Below are 15,242 nucleotides of genomic sequence, written 5' to 3'. Positions count from 1 at the left end.
CCCCTGAACTGCCCGCCCCCGGGGTTCGCAGCGCCCGCTTTCGGAATGAACCGCCAGCGAAAACATGTCATCGAAGCCCTGCGCACCGGCCCGAAAATCGATCCCGATTTTCGGCAGGAACGATGCGCCACTTAAAAAATGTCAGAGCATCCTCTGTAGCGTCCTTTCGGACGTCGGGCGCTCCAAGGCTCCGCAGCCATATATTTTAGCACATCAACAGACTGCCCAAGGGATAATAGCTGAGTCGCGTTAGCCAGCTAAGCACAAACTAAGCGGCAGCGAGCCTCCATTGCAACTTTACCGGGCTCATCGCCTCGGGCAATCCACGTCAACCGATGTTGTAAACACAAGCGAACCGGATTGTGAACAATCATCGCGTAGCGTTTGCTTTTCCCTTTCCTAACGGTCAAATTTCTCGCAAGGTGCGCCGCACAAGGATCAGGGGAACCGCATGTACGAATATGCCATTGCGTGGGAATGGATGGCCTTTGCCGTCCGCTGGCTCCACGTCATCACCGCCATCGCCTGGATCGGCTCATCCTTCTATTTCATCGCGCTCGATCTCGGGCTGGTCAAACGGCCGCATCTGCCGCCGGGGGCCTATGGCGAGGAATGGCAGGTGCATGGCGGCGGCTTTTATCACATCCAGAAATATCTGGTGGCGCCTGCCCAGATGCCCGAACACCTGACATGGTTCAAATGGGAAAGCTACGCCACCTGGCTTTCCGGCTTTGCCATGCTCTGCATCGTTTATTACGGCGGCGCCGATCTCTTCCTGATCGACCATTCGGTGCTGGCGCTCACCCAGTTCCAGGCCATCTGTCTGTCGCTCGCCTCACTTGCCATCGGCTGGCTGTTTTACGATTTCCTCTGCAAATCGCCGCTTGGCAACAACACCTGGGGCCTGATGATCGTGCTCTACGTCGCGCTGGTGGCGATGGCCTGGGGTTACACACAGGTCTTTACCGGCCGCGCCGCCTTTCTGCATCTCGGTGCGTTTACCGCCACCATCATGTCGGCGAATGTGTTCTTCATCATCATCCCCAACCAGAAGATCGTCGTTGCCGACCTGATCGCCGGTCGCACGCCGGACCCGAAATACGGTCGCATCGCCAAGCAGCGTTCGTTGCACAACAACTATCTGACGCTGCCCGTCATCTTCTTCATGCTGTCGAACCACTATCCGCTGGCCTTCGCGACGCAGTTCAACTGGATCATCGCCGCACTCGTTTTCCTGATGGGCGTCACCATCCGCCACTGGTTCAACACCACCCATGCCCGCAAGGGCAAGCCGACATGGACCTGGCTCCTGACCGCCCTCATCTTCATCGTCATCATGTGGCTTTCCACCGTGCCGAAGGTGTTGACCGGCGAAGAGGAACAGAAGGCGGCGACGCTTTCGCCGATGCAGCAGCAATTCGTCAGTGACGCCCATTTCGCCAGTGCCCGCGACGTGGTGCAGGGCCGCTGTTCCATGTGCCATGCCGCCGAGCCGGTATGGGAAGGCGTGCCGTTCACGCCGAAATCGGTGAAGCTGGAAACCGACGCGCAGATCGCCGCACACGCCCGCGAAATCTATTTGCAAGCCGGCCGCAGCCATGCCATGCCTCCCGGCAACATCACCGCCATCACCCCGCAAGAGCGCAAAGTGCTGACCGCATGGTATGAAAGCGCCGTTGCCGGGGGCAAATACGCCAAGGAAAAAACCGAATGAGCATGGTTCTGCTGCGTGGCCGCCTGTTGAGCTTCCGCCGCGCGCCGCTCTCCATCGACGATACGCAAAGCTATCTCTACATAGAGGATGGCGGCCTGCTGCTCGAAGACGGCAGGATCGCCGCCATCGGCGACTATGCCGATATTCGCAAACAGGCACCGGAAGAGATCGAGGAAAAGGATCACCGACCGCATCTCATTGTGCCCGGCCTCATCGACATGCACCTGCATTTCCCGCAGATGCAGGTCATCGGCTCCTATGCCGCCAATCTTCTCGAATGGCTGAACACCTATACGTTCCCGGAAGAATGCCGCTTCGTCGAAACCGCGCATGCTGAGCGTATTGCCACGCATTTTTACGATGAGCTTCTGCGCCACGGCACCACCACGGCCGTCGCCTATTGCTCCGTGCACAAGACCTCCGCCGACGCCTTTTTTGCAGAGGCTATCAAGCGCGGCATGCTGATGGTCGGCGGCAAGGTGATGATGGACCGCAACGCCCCGCAGGGCCTGCTGGACACGCCGGAAACCTCCTATGATGAGACCCGCGCCGTCATTGCCGACTGGCACGGCAAGGGCCGCAACCACGTCGCCATCACGCCCCGTTTCGCCATCACCTCTACCCCGAAGCAGATGGAAGCGGCCCGGGCGCTGGCGGAGGAATTCCCCGATCTCTTCATCCAGACGCATCTTTCCGAAAATCTGGACGAGATCAAATATACCTGCGAGCTTTACCCCGAAGCGACCGATTACACCGATATCTATGTGCGCTATGGCCTGATGGGCAGCAAGACCCTGCTCGGCCATGCCATCCACCTGTCGGACCGCGAGGCGGATGTACTGTCGGAAACCGGTGCGGTGGCCGTGCATTGCCCCACCTCGAACCTCTTCATCGGCTCCGGCCTGTTCCCGATGAAGAAGCTGCAACGGCGCGAAAAGCCGGTGCGGATCGCTGTCGCGACCGATATTGGCGGCGGATCGAGCTATTCCATGCTGCGCACCATGGATGAGGCCTACAAGATCCAGCAATTGCTGGGCGAGCGCCTGAACCCGCTGGAAAGCTGGTATCTGATGACGCGCGGCAATGCCGAAGCCCTCTCCATGGTCGACCGCATCGGCACGCTGGACGCCGGCACGGACGCCGACATCACGGTGCTCAACGCCTCTTCCACGCCCGCCATGGCGCTGAAGATGGAAGTGGTGAAAAGCCTGACCGAAGAACTGTTCCTGATGCTGACCATGGGCGACGACCGCACCGTCGTCGAGACCTACGTGGCCGGCAAGGCGATGAAGAGCGCGCTTGCATAGTTCGGTTTAGGCCGAAACATTCGGTCACCACCTCGTCTATATCAGCAACATATTGGAACGAGCAGGTGCTGCCTGCTTTCTTCTCCCCGCCGGGGAGAAGGTGGCCCGAAGGGTCGGATGAGGGGGCAAGCTCTCAGCTTATCTCTGCCCTTGCCCCTCATCCCGCTGCCGCGACCTTCTCCCCGAACGGGGAGAAGAAACCGTGCCGCACTCGCTCGCTTCCTATGATTGCCTGACACCAGTCAGCCGAAATGCAAATGACTCTGGAGTGCGCCCATGCCGGATTTAGACACAACCACCATGCTCATGGTTGTCGCGACATTCATCGTCGCGGGCATCGTCAAGGGCGTGACCGGCATGGGCCTGCCGACCGTTGCCATGGGCGTTCTCGGTCTTTTCATGCCGCCGGTCGTTGCCGCCGGCCTGCTCATCCTGCCCTCTTTCATCACTAATATCTGGCAATTGCTGGCCGGACCCGATTTCAGGGCAATCGTGACACGGCTGTGGCCGATGATGATCGCCATTGCCGTCGGCACGCTTCTCGGCATCCGGCTGATGACATCAGGCACCGGCGTCTGGACCACTTCGGCGCTCGGATTATGCCTCGCGGCTTACGCGGCCTATAGCCTTTTTGCGAAGCCCTTCGCCATTCCCGCGAGGCTTGAACCGAAGCTCTCCCCGGCCATCGGGCTGGCGACCGGCCTTCTGACCGGCGGCACCGGGATTTTCGTGGTGCCCGCCGTGCCCTATATCCAGTCGCTCGGCTTCAGCCGCGACGATCTCGTGCAGGCGCTCGGCCTATCCTTCACCGTGTCGACCATTGCGCTCGCCGCCGGCCTCGCCTCTCAGGACGCCTTCCGCGTCGAGCACCTGTCGCTTTCCGCACTCGCTGTCCTGCCGGCGCTTCTCGGCATGTGGCTCGGGCAGAAAATCCGCCGCATCGTCAGCCCGGCGACGTTCCGGCGCTGGTTCCTCATCTGCCTGCTGCTGCTGGGCTGCGAGCTGTTCCTGCGGGCTTTCTGGGGTTGAAACCCCGTCGATTTTGATGTTGCACCCGCCAAATTCATGTTATGTGAAGCCATCATTCAAATGTGAAGGCTTTATCCATGGGCAAAATCCTCACCATCGCGGACCTGAAACAACAGGCGCAACGCCGTGTGCCAAAGATGTTTTTCGACTACGCCGATAGCGGCGCATGGACGGAAGGCACCTACCGCGCCAATGAGGAGGATTTTTCCAAGATAAAGCTGCGCCAGCGCGTGCTGGTGGATATGACCGACCGGTCGCTCGCCACCGAAATGATCGGCCAGAAGGTTTCGATGCCGGTGGCGCTTGCCCCCACCGGGCTGACCGGCATGCAGCACGCCGACGGCGAAATGCTGGCCGCCAAGGCGGCGGAGGAATTCGGCGTGCCTTTCACGCTCTCCACCATGAGCATCTGCTCCATCGAGGATGTGGCTTCCGTCACCTCGAAACCCTTCTGGTTTCAGCTCTACGTGATGAAGGACCGGGATTTCGTCAATAATCTGATCGACCGGGCGAAGGCGGCGGGGTGCTCGGCGCTGGTGCTGACGCTCGACCTGCAAGTGCTTGGCCAGCGCCACAAGGATTTGCGCAACGGCCTGTCCGCCCCGCCAAAATTCACCCCGAAACACATCTGGCAGATGGCGACGCGGCCGAAATGGTGCCTCGATATGCTGCGCACCCAACGCCGCAGCTTCGGCAACATCGTCGGCCACGCCAAAAATGTCTCCGACCTCTCGTCGCTCTCCTCCTGGACGGCGGAACAATTCGATCCGCGCCTGTCGTGGAAGGATGTCGAATGGATCAAAGAACGTTGGGGCGGCAAGCTGATCCTCAAGGGTATCCTCGATGAGGAAGATGCCCACGCATCCCTCGATACTGGCGCAGACGCCATCATCGTCTCCAACCACGGCGGCCGCCAGCTCGACGGCGCGCATTCGTCCATCGCCATGCTGCCGAAGATCGTCGATGCCGTCGGTGACAAGGTCGAAGTGCACATGGATGGCGGCATCCGCTCCGGCCAGGATGTGTTGAAGGCGGTAGCACTTGGTGCAAAAGGCACCTATATCGGCCGCCCCTTCCTTTATGGCCTCGGTGCCGATGGCAAGCAGGGAGTGACGACGGCGCTCGAGATCATCCGCAAGGAAATGGATATCAGCATGGCGCTTTGCGGGAAGAGACTGATCACCGATGTGGATCGCAGCATTCTGGCGTGATGTTGGAAGCTGCGGAGAATTGCTTCGAAGATCGGCTGCATCATTTCGCAGCGAAATGAATTGGCGGAGTAGCATCATCCGCACTCCGTCACCCCGGCCTTGAGCCGGGGTCCAGTGCGATCAAGTCTTTGATCGCGTAAGACCCTTTCACGGCGCAGACGCGCCGTGGCTGGATGCCGGATCTAGTCCGGCATGACGGAGGAGATGGCCATCCTCCACAAGCAACAGCTCTTCAATGCCCCACCGTCTTCGAAAACACATTGACGATCACCACTCCCGTCACGATGAAACCAAGACCGACCACGGCGGCAATATCCAGCGTCTGCCGGAACACGAAATAGCCGATGGCGGAAATCAGCACGATGCCGAGCCCGCTCCAGATCGCATAGGCGACGCCGACCGGCAGCGCCCGCAGCGTGAACGACAGGAGATAAAAGGCCGCGCCATAAAACAGCGCCATCAGCACAGTCGGCAGCAGCTTGGTAAATTGCTGCGATTGCTGCAGGAAGGAAGTTGCGATAACCTCGCAGACAATGGCCGCGACAAGCGCCCCATAGGTAAAAACAGCCGCGTTCATCGTTTCGTTTCCTTTTTCGTCTGAGCGATCATCCGGGCCTTGAGAGCCGCCCTGTCGCCACCTGCCTTGCCGTCATCGGCCATCAGATCGGCAAACCAGATGCCATCCGTCGCAAGCCGCACAAGCTCCAGTACCACCCCCTCATCCGTCTCCTTATGACGGTTGAGACGACCCTCGAACCAGCTGGTCCACATGCGCCGGAGCGACGGTTCGCCGACCATCGACACCGATAACGCAGCCCATTGCCTGCCCGATTCTCGGTCGCGATCGGCAAAGACGGCGTTCACATAAGCCCGCGTGAAGCACCCGTAAGCTTCACAATCCTGTGAGACGAACGCGTCGATTTCCGCGTCCAGCGCCCCCAGAAGGTCCGCCATGACAGCCTCCAGCAAGGCCTGCTTGGACGCGAAATGGTGGAACAGGCCGCCCTTCGTCACCCCCGCAGCATCCGCCACCGCCTGCACGGAAAGTGCCGCAACACCCTGATCGGCCGCGAGTTTCGCCGCGCAATCGAGAAGACTGCGGCGCACGATCTCGGGTTGCTTCTTGCGTTCATGAGCATTTTTCATGCTGCAAAACATACCGGATGGTTGGTTTCTTTTCAAGGAAATTGTGAGGACCGCAGGTGGGTTGAAATTCATACTTAATTAAGCATGAAAACGATCTCTAAAGTTTTAGCGGTTTTGTTGCCGGAAAGTGTCAGTAAAACTTCGCCCATTGCGGCGATCGAACAAAAAGGGGTGAACCATGTCGGGAACGATCAAACGGGGAATGGCGGGTGCATGGGTCTTCGCGCTTGCCTTCTTTTGCGCGATCCTCTCGTTGCAGGCATCGCCTGCTCAGGCCGGTTATGCCCATTTCATCATGGATGCCAATACCGGCAAGGTTCTGGCCGCGCGCAATGCCGATGTGCTGAACCACCCCGCCTCGCTGACCAAGATGATGACGCTTTACATGACCTTCGAGGCGCTGCACGCCGGCCGGCTTCGCTGGGACCAGAAGATAAAGATGTCTAGGAACGGCGCTGCCGTTATTCCCTCGAAACTTTATGTGCGTGAGGGCCAGACCTTCACGGTGCGCGAGGCCGTTTATGGCATGATCGTCAAATCCGCCAATGACATGGCGGAAGGCATGGGCGACCATCTTGGCGGCTCCGAAGCAAGGTTCGCGCAGATGATGACCCGCAAGGCCCGCCAGCTCGGCATGACGAAGACGGTTTTCCGCAACGCTTCCGGCCTGCCCAGCAAATCGCAGGTGACGACGGCGCGCGACATGGCGCGGCTCGGCCTTGCGCTGCAACGGGATTTTCCGAAAGAATATGGCCTCTTCGCCATGGAATCCTTCAGTTTCCGGGGCAAACGCATCCGTGGCCACAACAATCTGATGTATCGCTATCAGGGTATGGACGGCATCAAGACCGGCTACACCAATGCGTCGGGTTTCAACCTCGTCAGCGCCGTCAATCACAATGGCCGCCGCGTCGTCGGCGTCGTGCTGGGCGGCAAGACCGCGCGCAGCCGCGACACGCAGATGGCCGCGTTGCTGGAGAAGGCCGTGCCGCAGGCTTCGAGAAGCCGCAATACCGAACAGCTGGTGGCGAGCGCCAATGTCAGCCGCACCTTCGACGGACCGCCCGCAGCCGTACCATTGCCTATGTTTGCGGAACGCCGCGAAGATCCGGTCGCCATGCAGATCGCCACGGCCAACAACGAGATGGCGGACATGATCCAGGTATCGGCCATCCCGAAACCCGCGCCCGCTAACCCGTCGATCGCCCAGTCCACGAACCAGCGCAGCCGCTGGGAAGTGCAGATCGCCGCCACCGACAGCGAAGCCGCCGCCCGCTCGCTGCTTGCCAACGCCCGTTCCGACATTGCGGGAAGTTATGCGGGGATCGCCCCCTACACCGAAGCGGTGCAAAGCGGCTCGGCAACGCTCTACCGCGCCCGCTTCACCGGCTTCGAAGACCAGTCCTCGGCGGTTTCCGCCTGCAAGGAACTGAAGGCGCAGTCCTACGCCTGCGTGGTGATGACCAGTGAGGGGTGAGGATCAGTAGTGGAAGCGGCATTGATGAATAATGAGGACAGCTTTTTCCCCTTCCCCGCGAAGCTCATAGACAAGCCGGTGTTCTTGCGAAATCCTGCGTGACCAGCGCCCCTTCAACTGGAAACGCAGCGGCTCGGGTTTTCCGATGCCTTCAAACGGATGCCGCCGGCAATCCTTTATGAGTTCGTTGATGCGTTCCAGCGTCTTGCGGTCATATTGCTGCCAGTGAAGATAATCTTCCCAGCCCTGTTGGCTCCAGCCGAGAGCTATCTCGCCCTTTTGCTGCATGAGAGTTTCTCCTGATAGAAGCTCGCACTCATGCGCGATGGGTTTGAAAAATCAGTCGATGAGATCGTGGCTTTCGAAAACGCCCGCGTCTACGTCGGACATTGACTTTCTAAGTCTGGCGAAATTCTCCGGCGACGAGCAGAGATGCAGGGTTTCCATCAAGCCCTCGTATTCGTCTTTATCAATAAGAACGGCGGACGGCTTGTCGCGCCGGACGATTTCCAAGGCAACACGGTCCTGCGACACTTCATCCAGAAGCGATGCAAGGGATTCGCGTGCTTTTGAAAACATAACTGTGCGCATGATGAACCTCGATAAGAGTTGTACAATAAATAGTACAACTCTCTGGATGATTCAAGTCTCGTTACGAAGCCAACCGTTCTCCAGCGCATCGGCCAGATACGGAATGCCGTTGACCCTCGCCATCTCGGACATGGCAAGATTGTCATACCGTATCTGCCGGTAATAGACCTGCCAGCCGCGTGGCGTCTCTTCCAGCACAGCGTAGCTGGCGAGCGGATGACCGACCTCGACGTGATGATCGAAGGGCGTGTCATCCTTCCAGCCGGGGCAGCCGACGCTGCCGGGATTGACGATCAACCGGCCATCGGAAAGCTGCACGGTGCGGGCGATATGCGTATGGCCGCATAACATCAGCGGCTGGGTGATGCCTTCCGCCATGGCCTCGATTTCGGCAAGCGGGCGCAATTTCAAAACCCCTTCCGGCGAAAGCGTCTCCAGCCAATAATCCAGATCGTTGCGCGGCGAACCGTGGCAGCAATAGGCGACATCCTTGAACACCATGCTGAACGGCAGGGTTTGCAGCCAGTCCAGATGCGCAGCGGTCATCTGCGCATATGCCGGCCTTTCCCAGCTGCCCATCTCTTCCGGCGCACGCTCGATCAATTCCCGGTCGTGATTGCCGCGAATACTGGGTATCCAATTACCAACAAGCACATCGCCGGTGAAACCCGCCTCCAGCGGACCGCTGAAACAATCGCCGAGATTGACGATATCCTCGATGCCAAGCCTCGCAATATCCTCAAGCACGGCCTCCAGCGCGGCACAGTTTCCGTGAATATCGGCAATGGCGGCAAAGATCATGCGGTCAGCTTCCTCGATAGGTGGAATAGCTATAGGGCGAAAGCAGAAGCGGCACATGGTAATGGCCGCTCTCGTCGGCAATGCCGAAACGAATGGGGATGATGTCGAGAAAGGCCGGCTCCGCCAAGGCAACGCCCTTGCCGCGCAGATAGTCGCCGGCATGGAAAACCAGCTCGTATTCCCCGGCCTTGAAGCTGTCGCCGACAAGCAGCGGCCCGCCATCAATGCGGCCGTCGCTATTGGTCTTGACCGTCTTGATCTTCTCGCGGCGATCGCCCGAGAGCCGGTAAAGCTCTATCGTCAGCCCCTCGGCGGGCGTGCCATGGGCGGCATCGAGGACATGGGTGGTCAAACCGGTCATAGGCTGGGCTCCGCGATCATGTAGGGCGCATCAAAAAAGTGCTCTTCCAGATTGTTGCCCGGCCCATCGCGATCGGCAACGAGAAAATCAGAAATCGCCTGCAACGGCATCAAAGGATAATGCCAGACATTGCGGCGGTAATTCACGCCCTGATCCCCGCGCGCCAAAAAAACCTGCGGCCGGCCGGGCTTGCCGCCCTCGTCCTCGGCAACGACGACCAGGAAAGGCCTTCCGGACAACGGTGAAAAGCTCTGGCTACCGAGCGGATGCCGCTCCATCATTTCGATTGTGTGAGGAAAGGAGCGCGGCTGCCCACGAAAAATATTGAGAATGATACGCGCGCCTTCGCCCGCCGCCTCCGGTACCGCAAGCGCATGATGCCGCTCGGTCTGGCCGCCATTGATGTGGCGCATGGAAGAGGGTGTAATTTCGATCACATCACCGAAGGATGCGAACGCCTCTTTGGTCAGAGGCTTAATCTCGAGAAAATCAGTCAAATGTCATTCACCTTGGGCATGCCAGTTTCGGAGGAGTGAGAGACGCGCCTGCAAATCCGGAATGCTCTGCGTTATCGTTTTCCAGACGACCGAGAGTTCCGCCCGAAAATAATCATGCACGATCAAATTGCGCATACCCTTCATCTTTATCCAGGGGATTTCCGGGTGCTGCTCTAAAAACGCGGGGTAATGCTTGTCCAGTTTGGCGACCGCCTCGCCAATCAGGGCAAGGCCCATCATCACCGCCATCTGGGTACGCGTATCGGAAGAAAAAGCGGCCTCATCCATATCCTGAATGAAATCCCGTATTCGGGAGGCGGCAACATCCATCTCCTTCAGGTAGGGCAGAAGCCGATCCGTACTCATACTGCTTTGGCTTCCATCAGAACACGCGCCCGGATATCCGAGTGCAGGCCGCCTGAGGTGACGACGTCAACCTCGACACCGAGCATCGCCTTCAGTTCCTCCAGCAAACCGCCGAGATCGAACAAAGTCGTCCCCGGCAGCGCGTCCACCAGAATATCGAGATCACTGTCCGGCCTGTCCTCACCACGGGCGACGGAACCGAACACGCGCGGGTTTGCCGCGTTGAAGCGCTTCGTCGCTTCGCGGATCGCTTCCCTGTTCTTTTCCAGCACCTCGGAAGGTCTCATGGCTTCAATCTCCAGACAGCGCGACTATAGCGGAACGGCCGCCAATCGCCAATTCAGCTCTCCGGCAGCATCGAGGAAAGGCGCAGCCAGGCGATCTTTTCCACCTGCGCCATCGCGGTCGTAAATTCCGTCGCCGCATCATTGCTGATGCGCGTCTCGAAGGCGGAAAGAATATCGTGCCTGTTCAGCCCCTTGACCGCAATGATGAATGGAAAACCGAATTTCTGCGTATAGGCGGCGTTGAGTTCGGTAAAACGCGCATGCTCCTCCGGCGAAAGCCGGTCGAGCCCTGCGCCCGCCTGTTCGTTGCGGCTGTCGGCGGTCAGTTCGCCCGCAATCGCCAGCTTGCAGGCAAGATCGGGATGCGCCCGCAGAACGCCAAGCCTTTCCGCCTCGGAGGCGGCGCGGAACTGCACACACAGCGCCGCGTGAACCGCTTTCGCGGTCAAGGCAGCGCCGATCCCGCCGGCATCATAGGCCCGTTCGGCGATAAAAGGCGAATGTTCGAACACGCCGCCGAAACGGCTGACAAATTCGTCACGCGTCAGCATCAGAGCGTTCCCGGCTTGTGGTTTTCATGCCAATGACGGGCGATCTCGATCCGCTGCGGGATCCACACCTTGTCGTGGCCCAGCACATATTCGATGAAACGGTGAAGGGCAGCGGCGCGGCCGGGGCGGCCGACGAGGCGGCAATGCAGGCCGACGCTCATCATCTTTGGCGCGCCTTCAAGCCCTTCCTGATAAAGAACGTCGAAAGCATCCTTCAGATAGGTGAAGAACTGATCGCCGGAATTGAACCCCTGCGGCGTGGCGAAACGCATATCGTTGGTGTCAAGCGTATAGGGAATGATCAGGAACGGTTCGTCGCTTGCGCCCTTCACCCAATAGGGCAAGTCGTCGGCATAGGAATCCGACGAATAAAGGAAACCGCCCTCTTCCATGACGAGGCGCAGGGTATTGTCGGAAGGCTTGCCCTGATACATGCCCAAGGGGCGTTCGCCCGTCAGCTCCGTATGCAGCCGCACGGCTTCGGCAATATGCTTGCGCTCTTCCTCTTCGGAAAAATCCTTGTATTCCAGCCAGCGATAACCGTGGCTGGCGATTTCCCAGCCCGCTTCCTTCATTGCCGCAACAGCCTCGGGATTGCGTGCCATGGCGGCGGTCACGCCATAAACGGTGGTGGTGACGCCGAGACTGGTGAACATGCGCCACAGCCGCCAGAAACCGGCGCGTGAACCATATTCATAGATCGATTCCATGTTCAGGTTGCGCTGCCCGGGCCAGGGCTGCGCCCCGACGATTTCCGACAAGAGCGATTCCGACGCCTTGTCATTGTCGAGAATGCAGCTTTCGCCACCCTCCTCGTAATTGATGACGAATTGCACGGCGATGCGCGCGCCGCCCGGCCATTTCGGATCGGGCGTATTGCGGCCGTAGCCCACCAGATTACGGGAGTAGTTTTCGGAAATCATTCAGCCACCCAGAACATCTTTTCCCAAGGCGGAAATCGGCTTTGGGAGACAGAAGCAAAACAAGCTTCTAAAGCGCGCAATCCCGGGACGGGAGAACTCGACACGCTTCAGACATGCGATGCGTGGACGGTAGCATCCGCATCCGGAATGTCGAGATGAATTTTGCCGACATTCCGATGCTTTTTTGTGTACGATTCCCGAGCGGCGGTTCTCAGGCGATCTTGCGGGCGGAAACGCGGCCCATCGGATGAAGCGAGTGCACGCGGAAAGGCGCACCCGGTTCATCCTCGATAAAGAGCGCAAGGCTGGAAAATGGCAACGTCCGCGTCAAAAGCGGCTCGAAAACCTTGCGCACCGCGCGTTCGATCCTCTGGCTGCTCGCGGGTTCGACACCGCCGGTCAGCGACATCTGAAAACGGAACTCGTCCATCACATGCGGGCTGCCCCAGCGATGCAGATTGGTCAGTTGTGACGCCGAAAGCCGGTCGGGATCCGCTCGGTCGATTTCCGCCTCGGAGAGCGGCGCACGGTAACGGTCGAATTCCTGCACGACGCGGGCCGCAAAAAAATGCAGCACTTCGCAGGGACGCTCGGGAACGAGGCTGAAAACATTATCCTGCCTTGCCACCACCAGTTGCGGCAGGGTGAAGGGCTCCTGCTTGCCGGAAAAATACATCAGGTCGCGCAAAAGCGCGGCCTCGGAATGGCCTTCGGCAAGCCGGAAGGGGGCCTTGATCGTGCCGTGGAAACCATACCGGCGCGGCACGGCCGTGTGGTAGGAAATCTCCTGCATGCCGAGATCAATCGTACCCGGAGGCTCCACTGCCTGACCCGAATAGGCATCACGCCCCAACCACGCGGCAGCCGCCAGCGTCAGGGGGTCATTGGGGGAAGGCGTGAAATGAATGGCGTATCGCATGCTGTCACCTCGCCGCAAATGCGGCCAAACGGGGCTCTTTGCAGGCCAGCAAGTAAGCGATTTGCGTAACAGATTAACGACGTGGACCGAACTAATCAGAACTTTCTAAAGTCCGAGACGCAATACTCACGTGTTCTTGAAGGCGAAACCCAGAAGGGATGACTGGCGTGTGACCACACACGACCTGCAACGCCGCATCGGCAAGAAAATGGGCAATGCCGAAGCTGACCTTGAAGCCGCCCGATAGTGCTACGAGCTTCGGATGATCCGCAACGGACCCCACCATCGGATCCCTTCCAACCGCTTTCGGCCGCAGACCCGCCCAGCGCTCCAGCACCGGCGCGCGGGCAAGCGACGGCACGACCCGATAGGCCTCGGCGAGCAGGTTTTCCAGCTTTTCGTCGGTGCTGCAAGGATCGGAAAAACAATCTTCGCTGGTACTGCCGATAGCGACGGTGCCATCCTCATGCGGCACGATATAGAGGCCGTTCAGGAACACGACCGGCATGGCCGGGTCGGCCGCCGCGTCGAGAAGGGCGGCCTGTCCTTTCACCGCCTGCCCAAGCGCGACACCAGCGTCGAGACCGAGCGCATCGCGGATCAGGGGGAAGGAGGCAGGTCCGTTGGCAACAACGACATGGCCGAAGAGAGCCTCGTTTCCCGACGACAGCACCGCCCGCCCGCCATCTGGATCGAGTGAAAGCACACTGCACTGTTCCGCCACCCGCACATGCCGGGCCTTGAGGAGAAAAGCCGCCAGAAGGGCGATCATCGCGCGCGGCGATACCCTCGCCGCCAGCGTATCGAGCACGAAGCCCGCCTGCCCCGCCGCCTCATCCACCCATCCGGCAACGGAAGGACTGTCGCCGACATGCCAATGGAACTGGCGTTCACCCGAGACCCAGTTTCCCCCGGCATCCCGCTCGTGTCGTTCGGCGATGCTGCGCAGATGCGGTTTCGGCAGCGGAATGATCCGGCCGCACCGCCGATAGCCGGCGGAAAGCCCGGTCTCAGCCTCCAGTTCGGCGATCTCTTTTTCCAGCGCGACAAGGGCATCGAACTGGAATTGCTTCTTGTCCGACCAGCGGTCCGGCATATGCGGCATCAGCGCGCCCAAAAGTCCGCCACTTGCGCCGTCGCCAAGGCGGCCCGCCTCCACCAGCAGGGCGTTTATGCCCAGTCGCTCCGCCTTGACGGCGGCCCAAAGCCCCATGATGCCGCCGCCGACGATGAGGAGCGGCACGGAAGCCGGCAAACTTGATGTCCCCGATCTTGACGATTGACCATGTTCGAAAGCGGGATTATCGGCTTTAGCCATGAAACATTCCAATGACACTATCGCGGATACCAGTTCGGCAACCGGAGAAACCCGCACGGCGCTCGACTGGCGTGAGGGGGATATGCCCTATTCGCTGGCCTTTGACGATCATTTTTATTGCCAGACGGATGGCAGGCTGGAATGCGGCCATGTCTTCCTGTCCGGAAACGGCCTGCCGCAACGTTGGCTTGAACGGGAGGGCGTCTTCCGCATCGGCGAACTCGGTTTCGGCACCGGCCTCAATCTCTGCGAGACCTGGCGTCAATGGAAAGAGGCCCGCAACGGCCGCTCCACGCTGCACTTCATGTCCTTCGAACTCTACCCGATGAAGGCCGACGAGATCGACCGGGCGCTTTCGCGCTGGCCGGAAGTGGACGCTGAGCGCAAGGCGCTGGTCGCCCGCTGGCCCGATGACCCGAAAGGCGATGTGGCAATAGAACTGGATGACGAGACGCGTCTGACGGTGGTGTGCGGCGAAGCGCTCGCCGGCATTTCCGGCAGAAATGAAAGCTTCGACGCCTGGTTTCTGGATGGCTTCGCCCCTGCCCGCAATCCGGACATGTGGTCGCTGGAGATCATGCAGACGCTGTTCGGCAAAACGGCCACAGAGGGCACATTCGCCACCTATGCCGCCGCCGGCTTCGTCCGCCGCAACCTTATCGCCGCCGGTTTTGACCTGGAGCGCCGCAAGGGTTTTGCCGGGAAACGGGAAATGCTCTGCGGCACCAAGCCGTCGAGCTGAGG

At 59.7% G+C, this 15,242-nt stretch carries 19 protein-coding genes; 6 read left to right on the top strand and 13 right to left on the bottom strand.

The features are described from left to right. Positions 1-451 precede the first annotated feature (451 nt). The 4 genes from puuD (at position 452) to RS75_RS21705 (ending at position 5,261) form a co-directional block, all read left to right on the top strand. On the top strand, positions 452-1,714 hold the full coding sequence (gene puuD / locus RS75_RS21720) for a urate hydroxylase PuuD (protein ID WP_045024373.1): 1,263 nt from the start codon (positions 452-454) through the stop codon (positions 1,712-1,714). Next, positions 1,711-3,021, top strand: coding sequence for a guanine deaminase (guaD, locus tag RS75_RS21715; protein ID WP_045024372.1), 1,311 nt, complete (start codon positions 1,711-1,713; stop codon positions 3,019-3,021). The genes puuD and guaD overlap by 4 nt, the downstream gene beginning before the upstream one ends. A gap of 276 nt (positions 3,022-3,297) precedes the next feature. Next, positions 3,298-4,050, top strand: a complete 753-nt coding sequence (locus RS75_RS21710) for a sulfite exporter TauE/SafE family protein (RefSeq protein ID WP_045024371.1) — start codon at positions 3,298-3,300, stop codon at positions 4,048-4,050. A 77-nt stretch (positions 4,051-4,127) separates the two neighbouring features. Then, positions 4,128-5,261 (top strand): alpha-hydroxy acid oxidase, encoded by a 1,134-nt coding sequence (locus tag RS75_RS21705; protein WP_045024370.1) that lies wholly within the window; start codon positions 4,128-4,130, stop codon positions 5,259-5,261. Positions 5,262-5,493: 232 nt separating this feature from the next. On the opposite strand, the gene RS75_RS21700 is transcribed toward RS75_RS21705, so the two are convergent. Continuing rightward, positions 5,494-5,838, bottom strand: a complete 345-nt coding sequence (locus RS75_RS21700) for a DMT family transporter (RefSeq protein ID WP_045024369.1) — start codon at positions 5,836-5,838, stop codon at positions 5,494-5,496. Then, positions 5,835-6,419, bottom strand: a complete 585-nt coding sequence (locus RS75_RS21695; protein WP_045024368.1) for a TetR/AcrR family transcriptional regulator — start codon at positions 6,417-6,419, stop codon at positions 5,835-5,837. The genes RS75_RS21700 and RS75_RS21695 overlap by 4 nt, the downstream gene beginning before the upstream one ends. A 190-nt stretch (positions 6,420-6,609) precedes the next feature. Between RS75_RS21695 and RS75_RS21690 the strand changes: the two genes are divergently transcribed. Continuing rightward, positions 6,610-7,884: a serine hydrolase gene (locus RS75_RS21690; RefSeq protein WP_045024367.1), complete on the top strand. Its 1,275-nt coding sequence runs from the start codon at positions 6,610-6,612 to the stop codon at positions 7,882-7,884. 3 nt (positions 7,885-7,887) lie between these two features. On the opposite strand, the gene RS75_RS21685 is transcribed toward RS75_RS21690, so the two are convergent. From RS75_RS21685 to RS75_RS21635, 11 genes are all read right to left on the bottom strand, one after another. After that, on the bottom strand, positions 7,888-8,172 hold the full coding sequence (locus RS75_RS21685; RefSeq protein ID WP_324607189.1) for a Txe/YoeB family addiction module toxin: 285 nt from the start codon (positions 8,170-8,172) through the stop codon (positions 7,888-7,890). A gap of 51 nt (positions 8,173-8,223) precedes the next feature. Next, positions 8,224-8,475: a type II toxin-antitoxin system Phd/YefM family antitoxin gene (locus RS75_RS21680; RefSeq protein WP_045024366.1), complete on the bottom strand. Its 252-nt coding sequence runs from the start codon at positions 8,473-8,475 to the stop codon at positions 8,224-8,226. Positions 8,476-8,526: 51 nt separating this feature from the next. Further along, a complete protein-coding gene (locus RS75_RS21675; RefSeq protein ID WP_045024364.1) occupies positions 8,527-9,276 on the bottom strand; it encodes a metallophosphoesterase family protein in 750 nt (249 codons plus the stop codon). 4 nt (positions 9,277-9,280) lie between these two features. Then, entirely contained in the window at positions 9,281-9,637 is a 357-nt protein-coding gene (uraH, locus tag RS75_RS21670) for a hydroxyisourate hydrolase (RefSeq protein WP_045024362.1), read from the bottom strand. Beyond that, positions 9,634-10,134 (bottom strand): ureidoglycolate lyase, encoded by a 501-nt coding sequence (locus tag RS75_RS21665; protein WP_045024359.1) that lies wholly within the window; start codon positions 10,132-10,134, stop codon positions 9,634-9,636. Before RS75_RS21665 ends, uraH begins: the two co-directional genes overlap by 4 nt. A gap of 3 nt (positions 10,135-10,137) precedes the next feature. Further along, the gene (locus tag RS75_RS21660; protein ID WP_234704308.1) at positions 10,138-10,464 is read right to left on the bottom strand and encodes a HepT-like ribonuclease domain-containing protein; all 327 of its coding nucleotides are present in this window, start codon (positions 10,462-10,464) and stop codon (positions 10,138-10,140) included. Between the two features lie 32 nt (positions 10,465-10,496). Beyond that, complete coding sequence (locus tag RS75_RS21655) at positions 10,497-10,787, bottom strand: nucleotidyltransferase family protein (RefSeq protein WP_045024356.1); 291 nt, start codon at positions 10,785-10,787, stop codon at positions 10,497-10,499. Positions 10,788-10,840: 53 nt separating this feature from the next. Beyond that, entirely contained in the window at positions 10,841-11,338 is a 498-nt protein-coding gene (gene uraD / locus RS75_RS21650) for a 2-oxo-4-hydroxy-4-carboxy-5-ureidoimidazoline decarboxylase (protein ID WP_045024354.1), read from the bottom strand. Then, a complete protein-coding gene (gene puuE, locus RS75_RS21645; protein WP_045024352.1) occupies positions 11,338-12,261 on the bottom strand; it encodes an allantoinase PuuE in 924 nt (307 codons plus the stop codon). Before puuE ends, uraD begins: the two co-directional genes overlap by 1 nt. Positions 12,262-12,472: 211 nt before the next feature. After that, positions 12,473-13,180, bottom strand: a complete 708-nt coding sequence (locus RS75_RS21640) for a DUF1045 domain-containing protein (protein ID WP_045024351.1) — start codon at positions 13,178-13,180, stop codon at positions 12,473-12,475. A 91-nt stretch (positions 13,181-13,271) separates the two neighbouring features. Then, positions 13,272-14,498 carry an NAD(P)/FAD-dependent oxidoreductase gene (locus tag RS75_RS21635; RefSeq protein WP_152643175.1) on the bottom strand — a complete coding sequence of 409 codons (1,227 nt, stop codon included), beginning with the start codon at positions 14,496-14,498 and terminating at the stop codon, positions 13,272-13,274. On the opposite strand from RS75_RS21635, the gene mnmD reads away from it, so the two are divergent. After that, the gene (mnmD, locus tag RS75_RS21630) at positions 14,497-15,240 is read left to right on the top strand and encodes a tRNA (5-methylaminomethyl-2-thiouridine)(34)-methyltransferase MnmD (RefSeq protein WP_045024349.1); all 744 of its coding nucleotides are present in this window, start codon (positions 14,497-14,499) and stop codon (positions 15,238-15,240) included. The genes RS75_RS21635 and mnmD overlap by 2 nt on opposite strands. Positions 15,241-15,242 lie beyond the last annotated feature (2 nt).

Origin of the sequence: Rhizobium nepotum 39/7 (genome assembly GCF_000949865.1) — a bacterium.
Taxonomy (GTDB): domain Bacteria; phylum Pseudomonadota; class Alphaproteobacteria; order Rhizobiales; family Rhizobiaceae; genus Agrobacterium; species Agrobacterium nepotum.
This window is presented reverse-complemented; position numbering and strand designations above follow the sequence as displayed.